General features: G+C 74.2%; 21 protein-coding genes. 14 read left to right on the top strand and 7 right to left on the bottom strand.

Annotated features, from left to right (window positions below):
* Positions 1 to 55 precede the first annotated feature (55 nt).
* Positions 56 to 1,687, top strand: coding sequence for a protein kinase (locus ACIBTV_RS02075; RefSeq protein ID WP_396701419.1), 1,632 nt, complete (start codon positions 56 to 58; stop codon positions 1,685 to 1,687).
* Between the two features lie 74 nt (positions 1,688 to 1,761).
* Here the strand turns inward: ACIBTV_RS02075 and ACIBTV_RS02080 are convergent, their stop codons facing one another.
* Positions 1,762 to 2,430 carry a potassium channel family protein gene (locus ACIBTV_RS02080; protein WP_396701421.1) on the bottom strand — a complete coding sequence of 223 codons (669 nt, stop codon included), beginning with the start codon at positions 2,428 to 2,430 and terminating at the stop codon, positions 1,762 to 1,764.
* On the bottom strand, positions 2,420 to 3,754 hold the full coding sequence (locus tag ACIBTV_RS02085) for a TrkH family potassium uptake protein (RefSeq protein ID WP_396701423.1): 1,335 nt from the start codon (positions 3,752 to 3,754) through the stop codon (positions 2,420 to 2,422). Before ACIBTV_RS02085 ends, ACIBTV_RS02080 begins: the two co-directional genes overlap by 11 nt.
* Positions 3,755 to 4,124: 370 nt before the next feature.
* Between ACIBTV_RS02085 and ACIBTV_RS02090 the strand changes: the two genes are divergently transcribed.
* The 8 genes from ACIBTV_RS02090 to ACIBTV_RS02125 all read left to right on the top strand — a co-directional run bounded on the left by ACIBTV_RS02090 (position 4,125) and on the right by ACIBTV_RS02125 (position 13,162).
* Complete coding sequence (locus ACIBTV_RS02090; RefSeq protein WP_396701425.1) at positions 4,125 to 5,324, top strand: substrate-binding domain-containing protein; 1,200 nt, start codon at positions 4,125 to 4,127, stop codon at positions 5,322 to 5,324.
* 4 nt (positions 5,325 to 5,328) lie between these two features.
* A complete protein-coding gene (locus tag ACIBTV_RS02095) occupies positions 5,329 to 6,072 on the top strand; it encodes an ABC transporter ATP-binding protein (protein WP_091594794.1) in 744 nt (247 codons plus the stop codon).
* A complete protein-coding gene (locus ACIBTV_RS02100; RefSeq protein WP_396701428.1) occupies positions 6,072 to 6,878 on the top strand; it encodes an ABC transporter ATP-binding protein in 807 nt (268 codons plus the stop codon). The genes ACIBTV_RS02095 and ACIBTV_RS02100 overlap by 1 nt, the downstream gene beginning before the upstream one ends.
* Positions 6,878 to 7,768: a branched-chain amino acid ABC transporter permease gene (locus ACIBTV_RS02105; protein WP_396701430.1), complete on the top strand. Its 891-nt coding sequence runs from the start codon at positions 6,878 to 6,880 to the stop codon at positions 7,766 to 7,768. Before ACIBTV_RS02100 ends, ACIBTV_RS02105 begins: the two co-directional genes overlap by 1 nt.
* Positions 7,765 to 8,883 carry a branched-chain amino acid ABC transporter permease gene (locus tag ACIBTV_RS02110; RefSeq protein WP_396701432.1) on the top strand — a complete coding sequence of 373 codons (1,119 nt, stop codon included), beginning with the start codon at positions 7,765 to 7,767 and terminating at the stop codon, positions 8,881 to 8,883. The genes ACIBTV_RS02105 and ACIBTV_RS02110 overlap by 4 nt, the downstream gene beginning before the upstream one ends.
* 134 nt (positions 8,884 to 9,017) lie before the next feature.
* Positions 9,018 to 9,764, top strand: a complete 747-nt coding sequence (locus ACIBTV_RS02115) for an SDR family NAD(P)-dependent oxidoreductase (RefSeq protein WP_396702040.1) — start codon at positions 9,018 to 9,020, stop codon at positions 9,762 to 9,764.
* 126 nt (positions 9,765 to 9,890) lie between these two features.
* Positions 9,891 to 12,089 (top strand): DEAD/DEAH box helicase, encoded by a 2,199-nt coding sequence (locus ACIBTV_RS02120; RefSeq protein WP_396701434.1) that lies wholly within the window; start codon positions 9,891 to 9,893, stop codon positions 12,087 to 12,089.
* Between the two features lie 122 nt (positions 12,090 to 12,211).
* Positions 12,212 to 13,162, top strand: a complete 951-nt coding sequence (locus ACIBTV_RS02125) for a hypothetical protein (protein WP_396701436.1) — start codon at positions 12,212 to 12,214, stop codon at positions 13,160 to 13,162.
* A 119-nt stretch (positions 13,163 to 13,281) separates the two neighbouring features.
* Here the strand turns inward: ACIBTV_RS02125 and ACIBTV_RS02130 are convergent, their stop codons facing one another.
* The 3 genes from ACIBTV_RS02130 to ACIBTV_RS02140 form a co-directional block, all read right to left on the bottom strand.
* Positions 13,282 to 13,698, bottom strand: a complete 417-nt coding sequence (locus ACIBTV_RS02130) for a helix-turn-helix domain-containing protein (protein WP_091594804.1) — start codon at positions 13,696 to 13,698, stop codon at positions 13,282 to 13,284.
* A gap of 217 nt (positions 13,699 to 13,915) precedes the next feature.
* Complete coding sequence (locus ACIBTV_RS02135; protein ID WP_396701438.1) at positions 13,916 to 15,076, bottom strand: class I SAM-dependent methyltransferase; 1,161 nt, start codon at positions 15,074 to 15,076, stop codon at positions 13,916 to 13,918.
* A 272-nt stretch (positions 15,077 to 15,348) separates the two neighbouring features.
* The gene (locus ACIBTV_RS02140; protein ID WP_396701440.1) at positions 15,349 to 17,019 is read right to left on the bottom strand and encodes a DEAD/DEAH box helicase; all 1,671 of its coding nucleotides are present in this window, start codon (positions 17,017 to 17,019) and stop codon (positions 15,349 to 15,351) included.
* Between the two features lie 367 nt (positions 17,020 to 17,386).
* Here ACIBTV_RS02140 and ACIBTV_RS02145 point away from each other — a divergent pair, with 367 nt between their 5' ends.
* Positions 17,387 to 18,040 carry a ferritin-like fold-containing protein gene (locus tag ACIBTV_RS02145; RefSeq protein ID WP_396701442.1) on the top strand — a complete coding sequence of 218 codons (654 nt, stop codon included), beginning with the start codon at positions 17,387 to 17,389 and terminating at the stop codon, positions 18,038 to 18,040.
* A 59-nt stretch (positions 18,041 to 18,099) separates the two neighbouring features.
* Here ACIBTV_RS02145 and ACIBTV_RS02150 read toward each other — a convergent pair whose 3' ends face one another.
* Positions 18,100 to 18,327: a DUF3107 domain-containing protein gene (locus ACIBTV_RS02150; RefSeq protein WP_396701444.1), complete on the bottom strand. Its 228-nt coding sequence runs from the start codon at positions 18,325 to 18,327 to the stop codon at positions 18,100 to 18,102.
* A gap of 64 nt (positions 18,328 to 18,391) precedes the next feature.
* Complete coding sequence (locus ACIBTV_RS02155; RefSeq protein ID WP_396701446.1) at positions 18,392 to 19,030, bottom strand: TetR/AcrR family transcriptional regulator; 639 nt, start codon at positions 19,028 to 19,030, stop codon at positions 18,392 to 18,394.
* Between the two features lie 1,467 nt (positions 19,031 to 20,497).
* Between ACIBTV_RS02155 and ACIBTV_RS02160 the strand changes: the two genes are divergently transcribed.
* The 4 genes from ACIBTV_RS02160 (at position 20,498) to ACIBTV_RS02175 (ending at position 25,351) form a co-directional block, all read left to right on the top strand.
* Positions 20,498 to 22,396 carry a hypothetical protein gene (locus ACIBTV_RS02160; protein WP_396702042.1) on the top strand — a complete coding sequence of 633 codons (1,899 nt, stop codon included), beginning with the start codon at positions 20,498 to 20,500 and terminating at the stop codon, positions 22,394 to 22,396.
* A 23-nt stretch (positions 22,397 to 22,419) separates the two neighbouring features.
* Positions 22,420 to 23,394, top strand: coding sequence for an alpha/beta fold hydrolase (locus ACIBTV_RS02165; RefSeq protein ID WP_396701448.1), 975 nt, complete (start codon positions 22,420 to 22,422; stop codon positions 23,392 to 23,394).
* Positions 23,395 to 23,399: 5 nt separating this feature from the next.
* Positions 23,400 to 24,386: a DUF3152 domain-containing protein gene (locus tag ACIBTV_RS02170; protein WP_396701450.1), complete on the top strand. Its 987-nt coding sequence runs from the start codon at positions 23,400 to 23,402 to the stop codon at positions 24,384 to 24,386.
* 224 nt (positions 24,387 to 24,610) lie between these two features.
* On the top strand, positions 24,611 to 25,351 hold the full coding sequence (locus tag ACIBTV_RS02175) for a DUF3152 domain-containing protein (protein ID WP_396701452.1): 741 nt from the start codon (positions 24,611 to 24,613) through the stop codon (positions 25,349 to 25,351).
* Positions 25,352 to 25,499 lie beyond the last annotated feature (148 nt).

Here is a 25,499-nt window from a genome sequence, read left to right on the forward strand (position 1 = left end):
ACCGATTTCGACCACTGAGGTGTAGCGGAGGCCGTCCTGGGCAACAACGCTGACCATGGACGGTGGGGACCGGAACGGCACCAGACTGCTCGGTGAGCGGTATCGGCTGATCGAGCAACTCGGCGCGGGCGGCATGTCCGTGGTCTGGCGGGGCTACGACGAGGTGCTGGGCCGTCAGGTGGCGGTCAAGGTCCTCGCGTCCCGGCTGGCCAGCGACCGGGCCTTCCGACACCGCATCCGGATCGAGGCACAGTCCGCGGCCCGGCTCTGCCACCCGCACATCACCAACGTGTACGACTACGGCGAGTCCCAGCAGGGCGGGCTGACCGTGCCGTACGTGGTGATGGAGCTGGTCGACGGCGGTTCGCTGAGCAGCCGGTTGGGGCGGCAGCCGCAGTTGGCGTGGCGTGAGGCGGTGACCATCGGCGCGGAGGTCGCCTCGGCGCTGGCCACCGCGCACGCCCGCGGCGTGGTCCACCGGGACGTCACCCCGGGCAACGTGATGCTGACGTCGACCGGGGTCAAGGTCGTCGACTTCGGCATCTCCGCGCTGGTCGGCGAGAGCGAGAAGGGCGCGGACGGGCAGCTGCTCGGCACTCCCGCGTACCTCGCGCCGGAGCGGCTGGACAACGGCCAGGTCTCCCCGGCGACCGACGTGTACGCCGTGGGACTGCTGCTCTACCGGATGCTCGTCGGGCGTCTGCCCTGGCAGGCCAGCACCACCACCGAGATGCTGCGCGCCCACATGTACAACGACCCGGAGCCGATGCCCACCGTGCCGGGCCTGCCCGACGAGGTGGCCGACCTCGTCCGGCGCTGCCTGGGCAAGCGACCCGCGGACCGGCCCTCGACCGCCGAGCTGACCCGCGTCCTGGCCGACGCGGCCGGGATGGTCGCCGCGGTGCCCGTGTCACCGGCCGCCGGACCGGTGGACCCGGGCACCCTGGCGAACGCGGGCACCACGATCCTCCCCTGGTCGGCCGAGACCGACGCGCTGCCGTTCTCGCGTACCCGCAACCAGCGCGCGTCGACGCGGCGTCGGCGGGTCGAGGCCGGGGTGGCCGCCGCCGGCCTGGTCGCCGTCACGGCCGCGCTCTGGGGGGTGACCGGGCGCACCCCGGCCAGCGGCGACACCGAGCAACCCACCGAGGCGCGCATGGGGCTGGAGCGGCCCGCCCCCTGCCAGGTGTCGTACGCGCTGCGCACCGACTCCGGCAAGGAGTTCGCCGCCGACCTGACGTTGACCAACACGGGCGAGCGGGAGCTGCGCGACTGGGCCATGAGCTTCACCTTCCCGGGTGGGCAGACGGTCACCCGGGCGACGCCCGCGTCCGCGCAGCAGCAGGGGCGTACGGTCGTCGTCCGCCCGCCGGCGGAGCGCCCGACGCTGGCGCCGGGCGCCGCCGAGAAGATCACCCTCTCCGGCCACTACACCGGTGCGAACCCGCTGCCGGTCCAGTTCACGCTCGGCGCGGAGAGCTGCGGCGTGCAGGTCTCCGGGGTGGCCGGCAGCGCGCCGAAGCCGGCCGTCACGACCAAGGCCCCGGCGCCGAAGCAGCCGGCGAAGAAGACGGCCACGTCGCCCCGCGGCGGCTCCGGCCCTGCCGGCGGCGCTCCGAAGGCCAAGGCCGAGAAGCCCGGCAAGGGGAAGGGCCCGGGTGGTGGCCCGGGAAAAGCGGGAAGCTAGGTAAGGGCCACGGGGGAGGCGGCCACGGGAAGCGGTGAGCCGACCGTACGGACGCAAGGTGGTGCCGGCCGGGGTCAGCTGAGCCCCGCGAACCTCTGCACCTGGTCGATGCTGCCCTCGACGACGAGGACGCTGCCCGCGGGCAGCACGGTGGTGTCGGAGGCGTACCGGAAGGGCTCGCCGGTCACCTTCGCGCCGAGGACCCGCACCCCGTACCGCTCGATCGGCCGGATCTCCGACAGCGGTCGCCCGGCCAGGGCCTTCGGCACGCGGACCTTGGCGATCGCGAAGTCGTCGCCGAACTCGATGAAGTCGAGCATCCGGGTGACGATCAGGTGCGCGACCCGCTCGCCGGTCTCGGCCTCGGGGAAGATGACGCGATGGGCCCCGACCGAGGAGAGGATCCGGGCGTGCCGCTGCGACGTCGCCCGCGCCCAGATCTGCGGTATGCCCAGCTCGGCGAGGGCCAGCACGGTGAACACGCTCGCCTCCAGCGAGGCGCCGATGGCGACCACCGCGCGCCCGAAGGACACGATGTCGAGTTGCCGGAGCGCGTCCTCCTCGGTCGCGTCCGCCTGCACCACCCGGTCGAGCCGGGCCGACCAGCGCTGCACCCGTGCCGGGTCGCGGTCCACGGCCATCACCTCGTGACCGAGCTGGAGCAGGGAGCCGGCGAGGTGGCTGCCGAACCGGCCCAGGCCGATCACCACCACTCCGTGCCCGTCGTTGCTGCTAGCCGACAATGGGTTGCTCCTCGGGGTAGCGGTAGAGCCGGCGCCGGGTGTTCAGGGCGATCGCCGACCCGAGCGTGAGCGGACCGACCCGGCCGATGAACATGAGAGCGGTCAGCAGGAGCTGCCCGCTCTCCGGCAGGCGCTGCACCAGCCCGACCGTCAGGCCGGTGGTGCTGAACGCCGACGTCACCTCGAACAGCGCCTGCGCGAAGACGACGTTCTCGGTCAGCAGGATCACCGCGAAGGTGCCGAGCGCGACCAGCGCGACGCTGAGCAGCGCCACGGTGAGCGCCTGCCGCTGACTCGCGTTGGCGATCCGGCGATGACCGACCGACACGTCCGGCTCGCCCCGCAGCTCGGCCCAGATGACGAACGCGAGTAGGAAGAACGTGGAGACCTTGATCCCGCCGGCGGTGCTCGCGCTGCCGCCGCCGATGAACATGAGCGCCACGAGCAGGGGGTAGCTCTCCTCCCGCAGGGCGCTGATGTCGAGCACCTCGAACCCGCCGGTGCGGCTGAGCGCGATCTGGGTGAACGACGCGACGGCCTTGCCCGGCATGTCGTACTGGCCGATGGTGTGCGGGTTCGTCCACTCGGTCATGAGCAGCCACAGGAAGCCGAACACGATCAGCGCGACACTGCCCCAGACGGTCAACTTGGTGGAGACGCCCCAACAGACCGGCTGGCGCCACTCGCGCACCGCCTCGAAGAGCGCCGGGAAACCCAACCCGCCGATGATCGCGCCCAGCGCGAGCGGCAGTGACACCCACGGGTCGCGGGCGAACGCGAGCAACCCGTCCGTGTAGAGCGAGAAGCCGCCGTTGTTGAACGCCTGCACGGAGTGGAACACGCCGACCCAGATGGCGTGGCCGGGCGAGTAGTCGTACGTGAGCCAGAGCCGGGCCGACACCACCACGGTCATCGCGGCCTCGCAGGCGAACACCGTGACAGCGATGCGGCGAAGCAGTCGGACCACGTCGCCGATCCCGAACTCCTGGGTCTCCGCCTGCACCAGCAGGCGGTTGCGTATCCCGAGTTGCCGGCTGACCAGGAGGATGACCAGTGCGGCGGCGGTGAGGATGCCGAGACCGCCCAGCTGGGTCAGCAGGGTGATGAGCACCAACCCCCACCCCGACCAGTAGTTCGGTGTGTCCGTGGCGGCCATCCCGGTGACCGACACCGCCGAGGTCGCGGTGAAGAGGGCGGTGACGAACGGCGCGTGCTGGTTCTCGGCGGTGGCCGGACGCATCATGAGCAGCCCGGTGCCGAGCAGGATCGGCACCAGGAACCCGATCGGCACCAGCCGTACGGGATGACGGAGAATCCGGCGCACCAGACAATCTTCCTTTTCCACCCCCAGCGGGGTGGGTGAACCGGGGATCCGGAGATTCACCTGCCGACCAGGCATCGACCAACTGAGCTGCCGGCCGCGCAACTTCCCGCCCCACGATCCCCGGGCCGCGGCGGTCTGTGCGCGTCGCGGTCGTGGTCGATGGCCCGGGTCGACACATGCGGTCCGGCGAAGGGGGCGGCGTGACCCATCGCGAGGCGGGACGAGACTCGGTATGGGAGCCGGGTTGTCAGTGTGGGCCACCCCACACGTGTTACTTGTGTGTTTCGACCACATAGCTCGTGGGTGACGTCACTTCTAGCGTGAGCCGACAATGAGTTTCCCTCCCTCCGAGTCCTCACGTGGAGTCGCAATGACGGTCCGGACGACGCGGCGGGTGTTCCTCTCCGCCGCCACGATGATGGCCGCGGCGCTGGCCGCCACGGCGTGTGGCAGCCCGCAGGACACCGCCTCCGGCGGCGGCGACAGCGCCGCGCCGGTCAAGGTTGGCCTGGTGTACTCGCAGTCGGGTGCGCTGGCGAGCTACGGAAAGCAGTACATCGAGGGTTTCAAGGCCGGCCTCGACTTCGCCACCAAGGGCACCAACAAGGTCGGCGACCGGGCCATCGAGGTGACCGAGGTCGACGACGCCGGTGACCCGGCGAAGGCGGTCTCCGCGGCCAAGGACCTGATCGGCAAGGGCACCAAGATCATCGCGGGTTCCACCGCCTCCGGCGTGGCGCTCCAGGTGGCCCCGATCGCGGCGCAGAACAAGGCGCTCTTCATCTCCGGCCCGGCCGCGACCGACGGGGTGACCGGGGCGAACAAGTACACGTTCCGCTCGGGCCGGCAGTCCTACCAGGACGTGCTGACCGCCAAGTCCTTCATCGGCGACCCGACCGGCAAGAAGGTCGTGGTCTTCGCCCAGGACGGCGCCTTCGGTGACGCCAACGAGGCGGCCGTGAAGGCCGTCATCGGTGGTGCGGGCGCGACCGTCAGCAGCGTCCGGGCACCGGCCAGCGCGACGGAGTTCACCCCGTTCGCCAGCCAGATCAAGGCCGCCAAGCCGGACCTGCTGTTCGTCGCGTGGGCCGGCGCCACCGCCCCGGCGATGTGGCAGACCCTCGACCAGCAGGGCGTCCTCGCCTCCACCACGGTCGTCACCGGTCTGGACATCCGCGCGTCCTGGCCGACGTTCGGCGCGGCCGGCACCAAGATCTCCTTCCTGTCGCACTACTTCGACGGGGCCAGCGACACCGAGGCCAGCAAGGCGCTCAAGGCCAAGGTCGGCACCGTCGACCTGTTCCACCCGGACGGCTTCGCCGCCGCCCAGATGGTGGTGCGCGCGGTGCAGGAGGGCGGCGACGACGTCGACAAGATGGTCAAGGCGCTGGAGGGGTGGACCTTCGACGGGGTTAAGGGCTCGATGACGATCCGGGCCGAGGACCACGCCCTGCTCCAGCCGATGTACCAGGCCAAGCTGACCGGCAGCGGCACCGCGTTCACCGCCACCGCCCAGAAGACCCTGACCGGTGACGAGGCCGCGCCGCCGGTCGTGGCGATGAAGGGCTGACCGGATGCTCGCCACCCGCGGTCTGACCTGGCGGATCGGTGAGGTCGCCATCGTCGACAGCGTCTACCTCGACCTGGCGCCCGGGGAGTTCCTCGGCGTGATCGGGCCGAACGGCGCCGGCAAGACCTCACTGTTCAACCTGATCACCGGCCTGCGCCGGGCCACGGAAGGTCGGATCACCCTCGACGGGCAGGACATCACGGACCTCCCGCCGCACCGGCGGGCCCGACTCGGGCTCGGCCGTACCTTCCAGGCGTCCTCGGTCTTCGGCTCGCTCAGCGTGCGGGAGAACGTGCGGCTCGCCGTACAGGCGCACCGCGGGGGCTCGATGAAGCTGTGGCGGCGGGCGGCGGCCGACCGGGAGGTGGCCGCCGCCGCCGACGCGGCGCTCGACCGGGTCGGCCTCGCCCACCGGGGTACGGCGCTCGCCGGCACCCTCGCCCACGGCGAGAAGCGCAAGTTGGAGATCGCCCTGCTGCTCGCCGGTGAGCCGCGGGTGATGCTGCTCGACGAGCCGATGGCCGGGGTCAGCGCCGAGGACGTACCGGAGCTGGTCGCGGTGATCCGCTCGCTGACCGGGGACAGCGGACGGTCGGTGCTCATGGTGGAACACCACATGGACGTGATTCTGGAGCTGGCCGACCGGATCGCCGTGATGCACCACGGTGCGCTGCTCGCCTGCGACACCCCGGAAACGGTGATGGCGAACGCCACCGTCCAGGAGGCATACCTGGGGGAGTCGCTCTGATGGAACCCGTACTGAATGTGGAGAACCTGTCGGTCCGGATCGCCGGGCTGCACATCCTCCAGGGCGTGTCGTTCACGGTCGCCCCGACGGGCGTGACCGTGCTGCTCGGCCGCAACGGCGTCGGCAAGACCACGACGCTGCGCGCGATCGTCGGGCTGACCCCCCGCAACGGGGAGGTGCGCGGCACGATCCGGATGGGCGCGCAGAGCCTGCTGGCCCGGCCCACCTACCGGCTGGTCCGCGGCGGGCTCGGCTACGTGCCGGAGGACCGCTGCGTCTTCGCCGGGCTCACCGTCGCGGAGAACCTGCGGCTGTCGGAACGGCGGGGCACCGCTCCGGCGTACGACAAGGTGTACGCGCTCTTCCCCGAGCTGGACCGGCGCGGACGGCAACGGGCCGGCTCGCTCTCCGGCGGGCAGCAGCAGATGCTCGCGATCGGGCGCGTGCTGCTCAACGACAACCGGCTGCTGCTGATCGACGAGCCGACCAAGGGGTTGGCGCCGAAGGTGGTGACCGAGGTGACCGAGGTGCTGGAGCGGGTGGCCGAGTCCGTGCCGGTGCTGCTGGTCGAGCAGAACCTGGCCGTGGTGCGGCGGCTCGCCCGCGACGCGGTGGTGCTCGCCGCCGGCCAGGTGGCCTGGGCCGGCGACGCCCAGGAGCTGCTGCTGGAGACGGCGCTCACGAAGTCCCTGCTGGGGGTCGGCACCGGCGACGGGCACCACCCGGCCACGTCGGCGCGGACCGCGCCGGGCGCGTCGGACGGGGCGCCGGGCAACCGGGCCGCCGCGGGGAAGGACGCGAACTGATGGGCACCGTCATCCTGTTGGCGCTGACCGGCCTGGGCCTGGCGGCGCTGTACTTCCTGGTCGCCTCCGGCCTCTCCCTCGTGTTCGGCCTGGCCGACGTGCTCAACTTCGCGCACGGGCTGTTCCTCGGCGTGGGCGCCTACGCGACCTGGTGGGCGGCGGGCAACCTGCCCGGCGCCGGGTCGGACGGCTTCGGCTTCGTGGTCGCGGTCGTCTTCGGCGTGGCCGCCGGCACCCTCGTCGCGGTGCTCGTCGAGCTGGTGCTGATCCGGCCGCTCTACTCGCGCACCATCGAGCAGGTGCTGGTCACCGTCGGCCTGTCGCTGGCGGGTGTCGCCCTGCTCCAGGCCACCTGGGGCGCCGACGCCCGGCCCTTCCCACGCCCCGACTGGACCCGCGAGGTGACGGGCATCCTCGGGGCGCAGGTGCCCAACGGCGGCCTGCTGCTGATCATCGCCGCGGCGGTGGTGCTCGGCGCGCTGCTCGCCTTCCTCCGCTGGACCCGCTACGGCCTGGTGATCCGGGCCGGCGTGGAGAACCGGGAGATGGTGACCGCGCTCGGCATCGACGTCCGCAAGGCGTTCACGCTGGTCTTCGCGATCGGCGGGGCCGCCGCCGCGCTGGCCGGGGCGCTCGGCGGCGTCTACTTCGGCACCGTCTCCCCCGGGCAGGGCGGCTCGCTGCTCATCTTCGCGTTCATCGTCGTGGTGATCGGCGGCATGGGCTCGGTGGTCGGCTCGGCGTACGCGGCGGTCGCGGTCGGTCTGCTGCAACAGTTCGTCAACTACTACGGCCCGTCCGGCCTCGGCGACGTCTGCGTCGTCGGTCTGCTGGCCGTGGTGCTGCTGCTGCGCCCGCAGGGCATCGCCGGAAAGGTGGCAACGGCATGACCGAGGTCAAGAGCCCCGAGGTTCCGGCGCCCCCCGCCGCGGTACCCGCCGAGCTGACGCCGCGGCGGGGCCGGTGGCACCGCGTACGGCCGTTCCTGCCGCTGGTCGCGCTGCTGGTCGCGGCGATCCTGCCGTACTCCACGGTGGAGCTGCCCGGGATCTTCGAGGGCCCGCTCAACTCGCCCGGCACCCTGCAACTGCTCGCGGTCTGCCTGGTGTTCGGCGGTCTCGCCGCCGGCTACGACCTGCTCTTCGGCCGCACCGGGATGCTCTCCTTCGGGCACGCCCTCTACTTCGCGGCCGGCGTGTACGGCACCGACATCCTGGTCACCAGGGCCGGGCTGCCGCTGTGGCAGGCGGCGCTCTTCACCGTCTGCGGTGGGACGATCCTGGCCGCGCTGCTCGGTGCGGTGGCGCTGCGTACGGTCGGCATCGCCTTCGCCATGGTCACGCTGGCGTTCGCGCAGGTCGGCGCGATCCTGGTGGCGCGGGACTTCGGCGGCTTCACCGGCGGCGAAGAGGGCCTCCCGTTGGACGTGACGAACCTGCCCGCCGGTCTGGTCGGGGTCGCCAACACGGTCAACCTGTACTGGTTGGCGCTGGCGTACCTGGCGCTGGTGGTCCTCGTCGTGCACCGGGTCTCCGGCTCGCCGACCGGGCGGGTGCTGGCCGGGCTGCGCGACGACGAGCGGCGCATCGGCGTGCTCGGGCTCGACCCGTACCGCTACAAGCTGGTCGCGTTCACCCTGGCGGGTGGGCTCGCGGCGGCCGGTGGCGTGGTCTACTGCCTCATCGTCGGTGGCGCGTCGCCGCACATCACCTCGTCCGAGCTGACCCTGTCGCTGCTGGTCATGGTGGTGCTCGGCGGGCCGGGCACCCGGTGGGGTCCGGTGCTCGGCGGCGTCCTCTACATGTACCTGGACCACCGGCTCACCGCGTTCGGCACCTCCGACGCGGTCGACGCCCTGCCCGCGGTCCTGAGCCGGCCGCTGTCCCAGCCGCTCTTCGTGCTCGGCACCATCTTCATCCTGGCCGTGTACTTCTTCCCCGGTGGCCTGGCCAGCCTCACCTCCCGGCTGACCCCGCTCCGCCGCGCCCTGCGCCCACCCCGCTAACCCCCACCCCACCCCCTTCCCGCCCTCCCGCCCCCACCCCGTCGATCATGAAGTTATTGTCACGACACGCCGCGTCGGCGAGCGACAACTTCATGATCGACGGGGTGTTTTTCGCGTACGGGGAGGACGAGATGGTGGATTCGCGGGTCGCGGTGGTCAGCGGAGGCGGAACCGGGATCGGCGCGGCGGTCGCCGGCACGCTCGCCGGAGACGGGTACGACGTGTTCGTCATCGGGCGGCGGGCCGACGTGCTCGACGCCGCCGCCGCCCGGATCGGCGAGGAGTGCGGCCGGCCGGGCGCGGTCACCCCGGTCACCGCGGACCTGACCGACCCGGAGCAGTTGGACCGCGTACTGGCGGCGCTCGACGGTCGGACGGTCGACGTCGTGGTGAACAACGCCGGCGGATACCTCGCCGGTGACACCGGCTCGCTGGCCGGCACCGCCGCCTTCTGGCGGTCCAACCTCGACGCCAACGTGCTCACCGCCGTGCTGCTCACCGAGGCGCTGCGCCCGTCCCTGCGTCGCCCCGGCGGCCGGGTGATCCTGGTCAGCTCCATCGCCGCCCAGCGCGGCGGCGGCGGGCCGTACTCGGCGGCCAAGGCGGCCCTGCACGGCTGGGCGTACGACCTCGCCGCGCAGCTCGGACCGGAGGAGATCACGGTCAACGTGATCAGCCCCGGCTACGTCGCGGAGACCGAGTTCTTCGGCGACCGGATGACCCCGGAGGGGCACGCGCAGCGGGTCGCGGCCACCCTGGTCGGGCGGGCCGGCGTACCGGCCGACATCGCCGAGGCGGTCCGCTACCTGGCGAGCCCGAGGGCGGGCTACGTCACCGGTCAGGTGCTGGGAGTCAACGGCGGCTCCGTGCTCGGCCGCTGACCAACGCCGTCCGACGCCCGCGCCGGCTCCGCGCCGATCCGCGCCGACCCGCTTCGGTGTCGTCGCCGGGCGGACCCCGGTGCGCGGGCGGCGGGCGATGTCGGCCGGGGCTGGTAGAAATGCCGGATGGGTCAGGATCGGGCGGCGGTACGGGAGCGGGCCGAGGCGGTGCTCCGGCGGTTGGCCGGCGAGCACGCCCGGCTGCGCGAGGACCAGTGGCGGGCGATCGAGGCGCTCGTGGTCGACCGGCGGCGGGTGCTCTGTGTGCAGCGCACCGGGTGGGGCAAGTCGGCGGTCTACTTCGTCGCCACCGCACTGCTGCGCGAGCGGGACCGGGCCGCCGACCCCGGCGCCGGCGGCACCGGAGCGGGCACGGCGTCGGGGGGGCCCGGGGAGGGCAACCCCGTCGGGCCCACCGTGATCGTGTCGCCGCTGCTCGCGCTGATGCGCAACCAGGTGGATTCGGCAGCGCGGGCCGGGATCCGCGCCCGCACGATCAACTCGGCCAACCTGGACGAGTGGGACGAGATCACCGCGGAGATCCACGCCGGCGGGGTGGACGTGCTGCTGATCAGCCCCGAGCGGCTCAACAACCCCGACTTCCGCGACGGGGTGCTGCCGAAGCTGGCCGCCACGACCGGCCTGCTGGTGGTGGACGAGGCCCACTGCGTCTCCGACTGGGGGCACGACTTCCGGCCCGACTACCGGCGCCTGCGCACCTTCCTCGGCAACCTGCCGACCGGCACGCCGGTCCTGGCCACCACCGCGACGGCCAACGCGCGGGTCACCACCGACGTCGCCGAGCAGCTCAGCACGGGTGACGGCAGCGACGCCCTGGTGCTGCGCGGCACGCTCGACCGTGAGTCGCTGCGGCTCGGCGTGCTCGACCTGCCCAGCCCGGCGCACCGGCTGGCCTGGCTCGCCGACCACCTCGACCGGCTGCCCGGCTCCGGCATCGTCTACACGTTGACGGTCGCCGCAGCGGGCGAGACCGCCGAGTTCCTCCGCTCCCGTGGCTACGCGGTGGCCTCGTACACCGGGCAGGTCGAGGACGCCGACCGGCGGGCCGCCGAGCAGGATCTGCTGGACAACAAGATCAAGGCGTTGGTCGCCACGAGCGCGCTGGGTATGGGCTTCGACAAGCCCGACCTCGGCTTCGTGGTGCATCTCGGGGCACCGCCTTCGCCGATCGCCTACTACCAGCAGGTCGGCCGCGCGGGCCGAGCCGTGGAGCACGCCGAGGTGCTGCTCCTGCCCGGCGCCGAGGATGCGGCGATCTGGCGTTACTTCGCCTCGCTCGCCTTCCCGCCCGAGGAGCAGGTGCGGGCCGTGCTGGCCGCCCTGCACACCGACCGCCCGCTCTCCACGCAGGCCCTGGAACCCCTCGTCGACCTGCGCCGGGCCCGCCTGGAGTTGATGCTCAAGGTGCTCGACGTGGACGGCGCCGTCCGCCGGGTGCGCGGCGGCTGGCTCGCCACCGGCGAGCCGTGGACCTACGACGAGGCCCGGTTGCGCCGCGTCGCCGCCGCGCGCACCGCCGAGCAGCAGGCCATGCGGGAGTACGCGACCACGGCCGGCTGCCGGATGCGCTACCTGCGGGAGTGCCTGGACGACGCCGGGGCGGCCGACTGCGGGCGGTGTGACCGGTGTGCCGGGCCGCTCTTCGACGCCGAGGTGTCCGGCCCGGCGCTGACCGCCGCGCAGACGTTCCTGGGTCGGCCGGGCGTCGAGATCCCGCCGAAGAAGCTCTGGCCCACCGGGCTGGAGGCGGTCGGCGTACCCCTGAAGGGGCGGATCGCCCCCGCGGAGCAGGCGCTGCCGGGCCGGGCCGTGGGTCGCCTCTCCGACCTGGGCTGGGGCGGGCGGCTGCGCGGCCTGGTCGGTCCCGAGGCCGCCGACGGCCCGGTGCCCGACGACGTGGCCGGCGCGGTGGTCGAGGTCCTGAAGGCCTGGGCGCACGGCGACGACCCCTGGCCCCGGCGTCCGGTGGCGGTGGTCGCGGCCGGCTCGCAGCGGCGACCCCACCTGGTCGGGTCCCTCGCCGAGCGGATCGCCACGGTGGGCCGGCTCCCGCTGCTCGGCCAGCTTCCGCCGCACACCGGCGGTGCGGCGGCGGGGGGCAACAGCGCCCAACGGGTACGCGCGCTGCACGACGCCTTCACCGTGCCGCCCGACCTGGCCGCCGCGCTCGCCGGGCTGGACGGGCCGGTGCTGCTGGTGGACGACCTGGTCGACTCGGGGTGGACCATGACGCTCCTCGCCCGGGCACTGCGCCAGGCCGGCGCCCCGGACGTGCTGCCGCTCGCCCTGGCGGTCGCCGGCTGAGTGTCGTGACGGTCCGTCGCCGCCGGAGTGCGAAAAGTTCCCGAGCCGTGGGGATTGCGACCGTCGCCACGCCGCCGCGACAGCCGGCGGGCACCGGTCAGCGCGGCGGTACGGTGGGCGCCATGGACGAGGAGGGCGTCACCCGCACGGTGCCTGACCAGCACCCCGCCGCGCCTGACCGCGCCACCGTCCGGCTCGCCCTGGTCGTCGGCGGTCTGATCCTCGCCGTGCTGCTCGGCTTCGGCCTCGGCCGGATGGGCGCCGGGGGCGGCCCCGCCACGGCGGTGGGCCTGGAGACCGTCACCGACCACACGCACCCGCCGGGCACCGGCGCCCACGACCACGGCGCCGTCGCCGACCAGACGACCACCGACGCGGGTGGTCTCTCCGTCACCTCGGCCGGCTACACGCTGACCCCGCTGGGCGGCGCGTTCACCCCCGGCCGCGAAGGCTCGCTCCGGTTTCAGATCCGCGACGCGCAGCGCCGGGCGGTCACCCGGTTCGCCATCGTGCACGACAAGCCGATGCACCTGATCGTCGTCCGCCGGGACCTGAGCGGCTTCCAGCACCTGCATCCGACGATGGCGCCCGACGGCACCTGGTCGGTGCCGCTGACGCTGCCGCAGCCGGGCACCTGGCGGGCGTACGCCGACTTCACCACCGTCGCCGACGACGGCACCCAGACGGTGCTGACCCTCGGCGTCGACCTCGTCGCGCCGGGCCGGTACGAGCCGACGCCGTTGCCCGCCCCCACGAGCACCGGCACCGTGGACGGGTTCACCGTCGACTACCAGGGCACCCCGCAGGTCGGCGTGAACGTGCCGTTGACCTTCCGGATCACCGCCGACGGTGCCGCGCCGACGGTGGAGCGCTACCTCGGCGCGTACGGGCACCTGGTGGCGTTGCGCGAGGGGGACCTCGGCTATCTGCACGTCCACCCCGAACCGGCGTTGGTCGACGGGGCGGTGCGGTTCTGGCTGACCGTGCCCGGGCCCGGCCGCTACCGGCTCTACCTGGACTTCCAGGTGGCCGGCGTGGTGCGGACCGCGGAGTTCACCGTCACGGTGCCCTGAGGGTCGGGCTCACCGGCGCGGCGGGCGGTCTGGTCGTCCGCGCGGCCGGCGGTCCGGGTGGGGCTCTGTCGGCGCGGCGGGCGGAGTGGTCGTCCGCGCGGCGGGCGGTTTGGTGGGGCTCAGCCGGCGCGGCGGATGGGGCGGCGGGCGAGGTAGCGGAGCAGGTCGCGGATGTGGTGCTTCTCCTCGGCCGGGACGGTCGGATCGGCGAGCCGGTCCAGGATCACCCGGACGTCGGCCTCGACCGGGCCGTCGTCGGTGCGGCGGCGCGGTGCCGGACCGGCGTCGGGCAGGCCGAGGGCGCGGAACGCCGCCGCGACCGGCAGGTCCAGCGCGGCGCAGAAGCCTCGGACCTTGGCGAGTTCGGGGTAGTCCTGCCAGTCGCCGGCGAGCCAGCGGAAGACGGTCGAGCGGCCGACGCCGGTGTGGGCGGCCAGGTCGGTGACGGTCCAGCCTCGTTCGTCCCGAGCGTCGTCGATGGCCCGCCGCACGAACCGTGCGAACGCCATCTGTGGCGAAACCTCTGCGGAACCCATCCCTGCGGCTCTTCCCTCCCGACCGGAACACCGGGGACGATCTCGCACCTGAGCGTAGTACCAGATGGCCCGGAAACAATTGACTGACCGCACAAACTGTCCCATGAACGGGACCAAATTCCACGCAGCATCGTGGGGAGCCGGATCGATGGCGTGATGATTGCCGCCGGTCAACCAAACGTGGTGCCGCCGACCACCGCCGGCGCGGACCGGTCGATCAGTCCACAGCGGACGGATCGGGTGGGAGCAGGGTCTCCAGTCGTGGCGTCACCCGCCACTGGTCGACCAGCTCCCGGTAGTCCCGGCGCTGCTCCCGGCTCGGTCCACCGCCCGTGCGACGGGCCCGGATCAGCAGGTTGCGCGGGGTGTGCCGGGAGTCGACGAACTCGACCACCTCGGTGCGGTAGCCGTGCAACCGCAGCAGCGCGGCTCGCAGCGAGTCGGTCAGCACGTCCGCGAAGCGCTCGCGCAGGATGCCCTGCCGCGTCAGCAGCTCGTACGGGCCGGGCGCGGGTCGGCTGCGCAGTTGGGCGGCCAGGTCGTGGTGGCAGCACGGCGCGGCGAGCACCCAGCGGGCGTCCCACCGCACCGCCCGGGCCAGCGCCTCGTCGGTGGCGGTGTCGCAGGCGTGCAGGGCGAGCACCAGATCGGGCGTGGGCTCGACCACGGCGTCGGCGATCGTGCCGGCCACGAAGCGCACCCGCTCGCCCCAGCCCAGCCGCTTTGCCAGTTCGGTGTTGCGCTGCCGCTGGTCCTCGCGTACGTCCACCCCGACCAGTTCGACGTCGAGCCCCCGCTGCGCCAGGTAGCGGTACGCGGCGAAGGTCAGGTAGGCGTTGCCGCAGCCGAGGTCGACCACCCGCAGGGGACCCGTCAGGTCGTCGGGCAGGGTCGCGGCCAGCGCCCGCAGGAACGCGTCGACCTGCCGGCGCTTCGCCGCGGAGCCGCCGATCTCCGCGAAGATCGGATCGCCTGGGTCGAGCAGGTACTCCTTCTCCCGGTCGTGCCCGCCGGCTACGGGGGCCGGCCGGGTGGCGGCGGCGCGGTGCACCTGGGCCTCACCGGACTTCGTCACCCGCAGTTGGAGGGTCCGGTCGGCCGTCTCCACGTGCCAGTTGCCGAAGGGTTCGGCCAGCAGGGCCCGGACCGCGGTGTCGGCCTCCGTGCCGGGGGCGACGTTGCGGGTGTACGGGCGGGCGCCGTCCGACGTGGAGATCTGCAACCGGGGCCCGGCCTTGAGGGTCACCGGCCGCAGCTCGGCCCGGACCACCGAGGGGCGCTGTCCACGCCGACGCCCGGCGGCCACCGCCCGGGTCAGCGCGGGATCGAGCAGCAGCCCCCGCACCTCGTCCAGCGCGGCGTCCAGATTCTCCGGCATCTCCCCATCCTCCCCATCCTGTCGCCCCACCCCCCGCCCTCACCCCCGGCCCGCCCCTCCTCGCCGCCCCGTCCTCGTCTCCGGCGATCATGGAGTTCTGGTGCCTGAAATATCCTGCCTGGCGGCTTCTGTGAGGCACCACAACTGCATGATCGACGGGGGCGTGGGGTGGGGGTGGGGTGGCGGAGGACGAGGGTGGGGTTGGGGTGTGGGGTGAGACGGAGAGTCCCCCGGCCCGGGTGGGGGCGGGGGACTTCTCTGGTGTTCGTGTGTCAGTCGGCGGTGGCTTCGGCGGGCGTACCGGAGCCGGAACCGCCACCACGACGGCGTCGGCGGCGGCGCGGCTTCGACGACGCCTCGACGGCCTCCCCGGCGTTGGCCGTGGTCGGCTCGCTGGTGCCGCCCTCGGCGATCACCGCGGTCGCCTCGCCCGCGACCACCTCGCCGGCCCGGCGGCGACGCCGGCGGCGCGGGGTACGGGTGCCCTCCTCGGCGGCGTCGACGGCCACCGTGGGGGTGGTGTCCGGCGCGTCGGCGGACGACGAACCGGCGCGGCCCCGGCGGCTCTCGCCCCGACCGCCGCCGCCCCGGCGGCTGCGGCCGCCCTCACCTCGGCGGGACCGGCCACCGCCGAGGTCCTCCTCGACCTCGGCGGAGAGCCCGGCCCGGGTGCGCTCGGCGCTCGGCAACGTGCCGCTGACGTCCGGAGAGATGTGCAGGTCGGTGTAGAGGTGCGCAGAGGTGTGATAGGTCTCCGGCGGCTCCGGCATCTCCAGGCCGAGCGTCTTGTCGATGATCCGCCAGCGGGGCATGTCGTCCCAGTCGACGAAGGTCACCGCGACGCCGCTCGCCCCGGCGCGACCGGTGCGGCCGATCCGGTGCGTGTACGTGTCCTGGTCTTCCGGGCAGTCGTAGTTGATGACGTGCGTGACGCCGGTGACGTCGATGCCGCGCGCCGCCACGTCGGTGGCGACCAGCGTGTCGATCTTGCCGGCGCGGAACGCCCGGAGTGCCCGCTCACGTGCGCCCTGCCCGAGGTCACCGTGCACGGCGGCCACCGCGAAGCCGCGGAAGTCGAGGTCCTCGGCGACCCGGTCGGCGGCACGCTTGGTCCGCGTGAAGATCATGGTCAGGCCGCGGCCCTCCGCCTGGAGGATGCGCGCCACGATCTCGATCTTGTTCATCGAGTGGGTGCGGTACGCCAGCTGCTCGGTCTGCGGCGACGGACCGGTCTCGGCGGTGTGCCCGGCGTGGATCGTCACCGGGTGGCGCAGGAAGCGCCGGGAGAGGGTGACGATCGGGTCCGGCATGGTCGCCGAGAAGAGCATGGTCTGCCGGTCCTCCGGCAGCATCGCGAGGATCTTCTCGACGTCCTCGAGGAAGCCCAGGTCGAGCATCCGGTCGGCCTCGTCGAGGACCAGCGCGCGCACCCGGTCGAGCCGCAGGTGCTTCTGCTTCTGCAGGTCCATCAGCCGGCCCGGCGTGCCGACCAGGATCTCCACGCCCTTGCGCAGCGCCTCGATCTGCGGCTCGTACGCCACCCCGCCGTAGATCGGCAGCACCCGGACGCCCCGGGTGCGCCCGGCCGCGGCCAGGTCCTTGGCGACCTGGATGCCCAGCTCGCGGGTGGGGACGACGACCAGTGCCTGGGGCACGCCGTCGCCGCCCTCGGACGGCGCGAAGACCCGCTCCAGCAGCGGTACGCCGAAGCCGAGGGTCTTGCCGGTGCCGGTCGGCGCCTGGCCGATGAGGTCGGTGCCGCGCAGCGCGATCGGGAGCGCGTACTCCTGGATCGCGAAGGCGCGGGTGATGCCGGCGGCGGCCAGCGCGTCGACGGTCTCCTGACGCGCGCCGAGCTCGGCGAAGGTCGGTGCCTCCGGTCGTACCGGAGCGGTGGGGGCCAGCTCCTGGCCTCCCGTGCTTTCCTGCGTCAATTCGCTCATGTGGATGTGGGGGTGCCCTCTCGTGGTGCGCCCCGTCGTGTCCGCAGGGCGCGTCTGGTATGGCGCGGGCCACACGGTCGGGGGCGGATCGCCGAGCCGGACCGGGCCGCACGCGCGCGCCGCGGGCTTGGCGTCGAATCAGATCGGCGCCCACGGCAACTGCTCCATACTACCTGAACCAGCAGGGGGTCGTCCCGATTCCATTTCCGCACCGTCTCCTCCCGGGACGGTCGATGCGGCCGGACTAACGGGCGGTATCGGCGATCCGGGTGTGGTTTCGGGCATGGGTGGGGACTTCACCGGGCGACCGGAGAACGGGCCCGTTCGAGCCCCCCCGCGCGGGTGTCGTGGGCGGTAATCTCCGCTCGTGTCCGTGCCGACCACCCCCGGTACCGCCGTCACCGACCTGCTCGGCCTGGTCGCGCTCGGCGAGCTGCTCGCCTTCGAACGGATGGCCGGCGACGCCCGACTCGCACCCGACCTGCGGCGGCGCGCCGCACTGGGCGAGATGGCCGCCGCCGAGATCGCCAACTACCGTCGGCTCGCCGACCGGCTCGGCGCGCTGGGCGTGGCGCCGGAGGAGGCGATGGCACCGTACGTGGCGGCGTTGCAGGCGTACCACGACTCGACCGAGCCGCGGGACTGGGCGGAGGCGGTGACCAAGGCGTACGTGGGTGACGCGATCACCGACGACTTCATCCGGGAGATCGCTGTGGCGCTCGACGGGCCGGACCGGGAGCTGGTGCTCGACGTGCTGCACGAGTCGCGGTACGCCGAGTTCGCCGCCGCCGAGATCCGGGTGGCGGTCGAGGCGGACCCGCGGGTGGCGAACCGGCTCTCGATGTGGGCCCGCCGGCTCGTCGGCGAGGCGCTGTCCCAGGCCGGGCGGGTCGCCGCGGCCGACCGGGGAGCGCTCACCGCGCTGATCGCGCAGGGGGGTCGGGTGGACGCGCCGGCGCTGTTCCGTCAGCTGACCGCCGCGCACACCGCGCGCATGGCCGCCGCCGGCCTCAACAACTGATCACGATCGACCGGTGCCGGGGCGGGCGGATCGGACCGCACCCCCCGGCCCCGTGACGATCAGCGAACGGTGAACCCGACCGCCCGCGGGGACGCCTCGGCGATCTCGACGTAGGCGACCTTGTTGACCGGCACGATCACCCGCCGGCCCTTCTCGTCGGTCAGGGACAGCGTGCCGCTGTCGTTGGCGAAGGCGTCGGTCACGATCTGCTCGATCTCGGCCGGCGACTGCGCGCTCTCCAGAACCAGCTCGCGCGGCGCGTACTGCACGCCGATCTTGACCTCCACTGTGCCTCCTCAACTGGGGCGAAAGAGCCGCCGTGGGAAGGCTATCCGATCTCGGCCGGGACGGTCAGGCTGACTCACCTTGCAGGGGGAAGCTGGCGATCCCGCGCCAGGACAGCGCCGCGACCAGCGCCTCGGCCTCCGCCTTCGGCACCTGCCGGCCGCTGGCCAGCCAGAACTGGGCGGCGGTCTCCGCCGCGCCCACCAGCCCGGAGGCGAGCAGCTCGGCGTGCGAGCGGCAGACCCCGGTGTCGGAGATGATCGTGTCGGTGATCGCGGCGATGCAGCCCTGCTCCACCCGCTCCACGCGCTGCCGCACCGCCGGGTCGTTGCGCAGGTCGGACTCGAAGACCAGGCGGAACGCCTCGCTCTCGTGGTCGACGAAGTCGAAGTACGCGCGGACGGAGGCGCTGACCCGCTCCTTGTTGTCGCTGGTGCCGCGCATCGCCTCCTGGACCTTCGCCACGATGGCGTCGCAGTGCGTGTCGAGCAGCGCCAGGTAGAGCTCCATCTTGCCCGGGAAGTGCTGGTAGAGCACCGGCTTGGAGACCCCGGCCCGCTCGGCGATGTCATCCATCGCCGCAGCGTGGTAGCCCTGCGCGACGAACACCTCCTGCGCCGCGGCGAGCAGCTGCTTACGACGGGCCGACCGGGGCAGACGGGTGGGCCGTCCGGTCGCCTGTGCGCCGTTCCCCACAGCGGTCATGGGAACCTCCGAGTTCTTCGTCCGAGCCGGCACTTTTACCCCGAACCGGTCGACCTTGACGGCTCGTCGCGGAATTGGCCCGCCGCGGTAACTTATCGCCACTCTCACCACACGGTAGCCTCAGCGGGGGCGACCAAGGAGCGCACGGTGAGTGAAGCAGGGCAACCCGGTGCCGCCACCCCGGGAGAGCACGGCGACGGGACGGGTCAGCAGGACGACCCGGGCCGCGCCGGCGGTGGCTGGGCGCCCCCGGCGGCCGACTGGGCCGGCCCCGGTGACGGACCCGCCGCCCGTGCGGCGGCGGCGCGCTGGCGGACCGACCCGGCCCCGGGCTGGGCGGCTTCCTCGCCCGGCCACGGCGACCTCCCCGCCCCGCTGAACGGCCGGTCGGGCGAGCCCGAGCCCCCCGCCCGGATCAACGGCCACCGCAGCAACGGGGTGAGCCACCCCACTGAGCAGCCGTTCGGCCGGCCCACGCCGGTGAGCGCCCCGCCGGTCGACGACCGCCGTGAGCCGGGCGGTGACCGCCTGATCGTGCCCGCCCAGCGTCCCGCCCCCGCGGTCGAGCAGCCCCTCGGCCCCGCCGACCCGGAGTCCGGGCCCGCCCGTCACTCGTCCGACGAGCCGCCGGCCCACCCACCGCGCTGGGCCGAGCCTCGTTTGCCGACGTCGGCGCCGCCCGCGATGCAGGTCCCGCCGGTCGGCACGGCCGCGTCCGGCTTCGAGGTGCCGCCGGGCTTCCACGCGCCCGCCGCGGAGCGGAACGCCGCCGAGGAGCCTCCGGCGGAGCCGCGCGGGTGGGGTGCCGCCTACCCGCCGCCCGCCGATCCGCACGCCGCGCAGCCCCGGGCCGCCGCCGAGCCGCCGGCCAACGAGCCGGACTGGTCCGGGCCGAGCTGGAACCGGCCGAGCTGGGGTGGCGGCTGGGCCCCGGCCTGGTCACGCACCAACGAGCCCGCGGCGCGCCGGGGGCGCGACGACGACGAGCCGGCCGCGCGCCGGACCCGGGACGACGAGCCGACCGGGCAGCGCCGAGCCGACGAGGAACCGACCGGACACCGCGGCCGGGCCGACGACGAGCCGGCCGGGCGGGAGACCGAGGAGCCCGCCGGGCGCCGGGCCCGCGAGGAGGGGCGGCCGTCGTGGGCGGCCGAGCCGCACCGGGCGTACGAGCCCGTGCGGGCCGAGCCGAACCACCCGTACGAGCCGGTCCGCACCGACCCGGGCCAGCCCTACGAGGTGACCCGTGCGGAGTCCGGCCCGGCATATGCCGCCGAGGCCGAACGGCGCGTCACCGGGGACCGACCGGCCTGGGCCGGCGGCAGCCCGTCGGCCGCGCCGAGCAGCGGCCCGCCCGATCCGTCCGGTCCGTCCCCGGCGACCGTCGAGCGGCCGGCCTGGGCTGGCGAGCGTACGACCGGGGAGCCGCCGGCCTGGGCGGGCGACCGGGCGACCGGGGAGCCGCCGATGTCAGCGGAGCGGGGGTCCTGGGCACCCGTCCCGCCCCCGAGCAGCGCGGTGCCGGTGTCGCCGGCCGGTGTCCGGCCGAGCAGTGCCCCGCCGGTGCCGTCCAGCGCGCCGCCGGCCGCCCCGGATCGGCCGGCCTGGGCCGGCGGTCCGGGCGGGGTCTGGTCGGCGCCGCCCGACCGGCCGTCCTGGGCCGGGCGCCCGGCGAGCGTGCCGCCGGCGATGTCCGACCCGACCACCGGCGACGACGGCCCCGACGCGGCGCAGTCCCGTGCCGCGGGGCTCCGCTCCCGGTCCACTGAGCCGACCGGCCCCGCCCACCCGCAGGCCGTCGGTCACCGCCCCGATCCGGCCGCCGTCGGTCACCGCGCCGACCCCGCTGACCTCGGTCACCGCGCCGACCCCGCCGCCGTTGGTCAGCCCGCCAGTTCGGCCGCCGGTCACCGCGCCGCGAACTCGGCCGTTGCCGGCCACCCGGCCGCGACCGCCGCCGGTCACCACGCGCCGGCTGCGGCCGCGGATCCCCATGCCGCCGCACCGAGCAGGCCCGGCGAATCCGGGTCGACGAGTCCCACGGCGTCCTCCGCCACGAGCAGAGGCGGCCGGGGCGACCGCACCCTGTCCGCGCCCGCCCCGACGAGCGCACCGCCCTACGCGGCCCGCCGGTCCGCGCCCGACCCGGTAGCCTCGGCCGGCCCGGCCGACGACCACCGGCCGGACCAGACGGCGGCGGTGTTGCCGCAGCGCGTCCCCGCCGAGCCGGACGTGCCCGTCGTGCCGGAGCCGCCAGCCGTGGAGCCACACGCCGAAACCCCGGAACTCGCCCGCATCGCCACCCACCTGCGCCGCGACGACGAGCCCGCCCCGCCGCAGGAGCGGCCCGAGGGGTTCGACGTCAACGCGATCCTCGGTGCCGTACGGGAGGTGGCCGGCGTCCGTGACGCGTCGCTGCGGCGTACCGCCGCCGGCGCCCACAGCCTGCGCCTCGACCTGGCCGACGGGGCCGACGCGGCCGAGGTGAGCCGGCACGTCGCCCGCCTGCTCCAGGAGCGGATGGGGCTTGCCGCCGCACCGCAGAACGTGCCGGGCATGCCGGCGACGCCCCCGCCGCCGGTTCGTCGGCGCGGCGCGGAGCCCGCCGCGCCGCGGGGAGCCGAGGGTCGCGCGGAGTTCGGGTCCCGTGCCCCCGAGGGGCGGGCGGAGGCCGGCTCCCGGGCCGCCGAGCGCCGCGCCGCCGACAGTGGCGCGGGTCCGGTCGCCGGTCGGCCCGACCCCCGGGCCGAGGGGCGGGTGCCGCGTGCGGAGACCGAGACGCCTCGACGGCGCCGGCAGAACGCCCCGCCGCGCGGGCGGGCCACTGTGGAGGAGACCTCGACCGGCGCTGCGGCTGGCATGGCCACCGGCAGCCCGGCGACGATCGGGGCGTCGTACTCCGGGGCGCAGTTGACGACCACGGAGAGCGCGCCGTCCCGGCCGCTGGACACCGGCGGCGTGCCCGGCCCCCGGGTGGTGATCGACCACGTTCTGGTGAGCACGTTCGGGCTGGACGCCACCGTCGAGGTCCGGCTGATCGCGGGCGACCGGAACGCCTCCGGCTACGCCACCGGCCCGGCCGTCGACGGCTACGTCCTGCGGCTCTGCGCGGTGGCCGCCGCGGCGGCGGTCGACGAGCTGCTCCGTCGTCCGGACAACGCCGAGGGCGGGCGGTGCTTCGTCGAGCATGCCGCGGTGGTCCCGTTCGGCAACTGCGAGGTGGCCACCGTCGTCGTGCTGCTGGTCTGTGACGGGTGGGTCGAGCAGTTGGCCGGCTCGGCGCTGGTCGCGGGTGACCCGCGACAGGCGGTCGTCCGGGCCACTCTGGCCGCGGTGAACCGTCGCCTGGAGGCCCTGCTCGCCTGAGCTTCGGAGGGCAGACTGGGACGATGAAGCGTGCCACCCTCTGCCCGGAGCACGTCCTTCCCGAACACCGGGTCCCGCCGCCGTGGCCCGGTCGGCCGGTCCGGCTCGACGGCTCCGTCATCTACGTACGGGACACCCCGGCCACCGGCCCGACGGCCGAGCCCGCGCTCTACGTGCACGGCCTCGGCGGCTCGTCGCAGAACTGGACCGACCTGGCCGGCCTGCTCGCCCACCGGCTGGAGGGTCAGGCCATCGACCTGCCCGGCTTCGGCCGCAGCGAGCCGGGTGCCCGCTACACGGTGCCGGCCTTCGCCGAGCGGGTCGTCCGGTGGATCGAGCACTCCGGTCGAGGGCCGGTGCACCTGTTCGGCAACTCCCTCGGCGGGGCGATCTCCGTCCACGTGGCGGGGCTGCGCCCCAACCTCGTACGCACGTTGACGCTCGTCTCTCCGGCTCTGCCGTTCCTGGACTTCCGGCGCTCGTTGCAGGGCCGCATGCTGCCCCTGCTCGCCCTGCCCCGGGCCGAGCGCCTCGCCGCCCGTCGGCTCGCCCAGGTGGCGCCCGAGGTGATGGCCCAGCAGGTGATGGAGGCGTGCGTCGCCGACCTGAGCCGGATCTCCGCGCAGCGCCGCCAGGAGGCGTTGGAGGAGATCCTGGTGCGCTACCAGGCGGCGCACTACGCGTCCGCGTACGTCCGCACGTTCCGTGGTCTGGTCTCCAGCTTCCTGCGGTCGTACCTGCCGGGGTCGGGCTCGCTGTGGCGGCTGGCCCGGGCGGTGCGGGCACCCACGCTGGTCATCGGTGGTCGGCAGGACCGCCTGGTGGACGTACGCGTCGCGCCGCAGACCGCCCGGGTGATCCCGGACAGCCGACTGCTCATGCTGAACGGGGTGGGGCACGTGGCCCAGCTCGAGGTGCCCCGGGTGGTGGCCCGTGCGGTGCTGGGCCTGCTCGACGAAACGGGGGAGGGCGTCCGGCGTTCCGATCTGGCAGGCTGAGCCGGATGCCCAGCTCACCGTCCGGTCGATCCGCCGTTCCCCGGCCGTCGGCCACCGCAGCGGTCCCCACACCGCGTCCGCCCGCCGGCCGCGCGACCGGTCCGTCGCCCGCCGGTCCGGTGATCAGCGGGCGGGGCTCGTCGCCCCGGCCGGGCGACCGGCCCCGGCGCGGCGGTGGCCGCAGGTTCCAGGCGTTCGCCCAACTGGCCGCGGTGCTGCTGGCCGTGGGCGCGGCGGTCATCGTGGTGGCCCGGCACCAGGAGCCGCGTACGACGCCGCCGCCCCGCCCGGAGGCGGCGGCGCTGCCGTTGGTGGCCGCGTCGCCGGTGGAGTCGACCTCTCCCGTCGCGTCGGCGTCGAGCCCGGCCGCGCCGGAGCCGCCGGTGCTGACGCTGCCCGGGCCGGTGCCCTCCGCCGGCTCCGGCCGGTTCGGCTACGACGACCGCACCGGGCCGGTGCTGGGCCGGGGTGGGCGGTTGCAGCACTACCGGGTGGCTGTCGAGTCGGGCAGCCGGGAGGACGCGGGCGAGTTCGGCGAGGCGGTGCGGGTGGCGCTGGCCGGGCCGGGCAGCTGGGTGGACAGCGGCCAGCTGAGGTTGCAGCAGGTGCCCGGGCGGCAGGATGCGGACTTCACCGTCTACCTGGCCACCGCGCGCACGGCCGGGCAGATGTGTGCGGCCGGTGGGGTCGACATCCGGGTCGGCGGGCGTCCCTACACGTCCTGTCGCGCCCCCGGGAAGGTGATCATCAACCTGGACCGCTGGCGGCTGTCCGTTCCGCACTTCGTCCGGGCGCAGGTGCCGCTGTCGCTGTACCGGACGTACGTGGTCAACCACGAGGTGGGTCACCAGCTGGGGCATCGCCACGAGCGGTGCCCGGGTGCCGGCCGTGTCGCGCCGGTGATGATGCAGCAGACGCTCTTCCTGAACGGGTGTGTCGCCAATCCGTGGCCGTACCGGAACGGTCGCCGCTACTCCGGGCCATCGCTGTGATTCGCCCTATTTGGTCCCATTTAGAACAGATTATTCCGTCTGCGGCATTGGCAACATAAGTTGTTTTCACACGTATAAGCGGAGTAATGCGCGCTTAATCTGGCACGCTGGGATTCATGACGTCGTCGTCCCCTAACGACCCGCCTGAACCCGGTCATCGCGAGCGTGCGCCCCGGCCGGCGTCGGACCGGCCCCATCGGCCCGCGAGCCCCGCCCGCACCCGGATGTACCGGCGTCGCCGCCGCTCCCTGCTGCTCGGGCTGGTGCTGATCGCCGCCGCGACGGGCGGCGTGGCGGTGGCCCGGACCGGTCCGCCGCCGACGCCGCCGCCGACCGCGCTGCCGGGCCGGCTCCCGCAGGCCGCCGGAGCCGCGACGCACGCCGCGCCGCAGCCCGTGCCCTCGACCGGGGCGGGACGGTTCGCCGCCGCCGGCGGTGGGACCTCCGTCCAGGGCGAGGACGGCCCGCTGCACCGCTACCGGGTCGTGGTCGAGCAGGGCACCGGCCAGGACGTCGACGCGTTCGCCGCCAGCGTCGACGAGACGCTGGCCGACCCGCGCAGCTGGATCGGCTCGGGTGAGCTGCGCGTCCAGCGGGTGGCCGACCGGGCCGAGGCCGACTTCACCATCTACCTCGCCACCCCGGTCACCTCGGAGCGCATGTGCGCCGAGGGCGGGCTCAGCACCGAGGGCTACACCTCGTGCCGGCTGCCGGGTCGGGTCATCATCAACCTGGCCCGCTGGATGGAGGCCGTGCCCGACTACGGGGCTCCGCTGTCGGTCTACCGCACCTACGTCATCAATCACGAGGTCGGGCACGAGTTCGGCGAGGGGCACGAGGCCTGCCCGGGGCCGGGTCGGCCGGCGCCGGTGATGCAGCAGCAGACGTACGGACTGGACGGCTGCCTCGCCAACGCCTGGCCCTACGTCGACGGTCGCCGGTACGCCGGCGAGATCATCCCCTGACCCGGCCGCCGCGACGCCCGTCGGGCGGGGCGGGCGGCGTGGCCGGCCCCCCGACCGCCGCATCGGTCGACAGCTTTATTCCCGCTCCCGAATGGCGGGCGGAGTGTCCTCCCTCATGGCCGACCGGGACCTGAGCGAGCGACAATGG

Origin of the sequence: Micromonospora sp. NPDC049366, assembly GCF_044466625.1 — a bacterium.
Lineage (GTDB): Bacteria > Actinomycetota > Actinomycetes > Mycobacteriales > Micromonosporaceae > Micromonospora.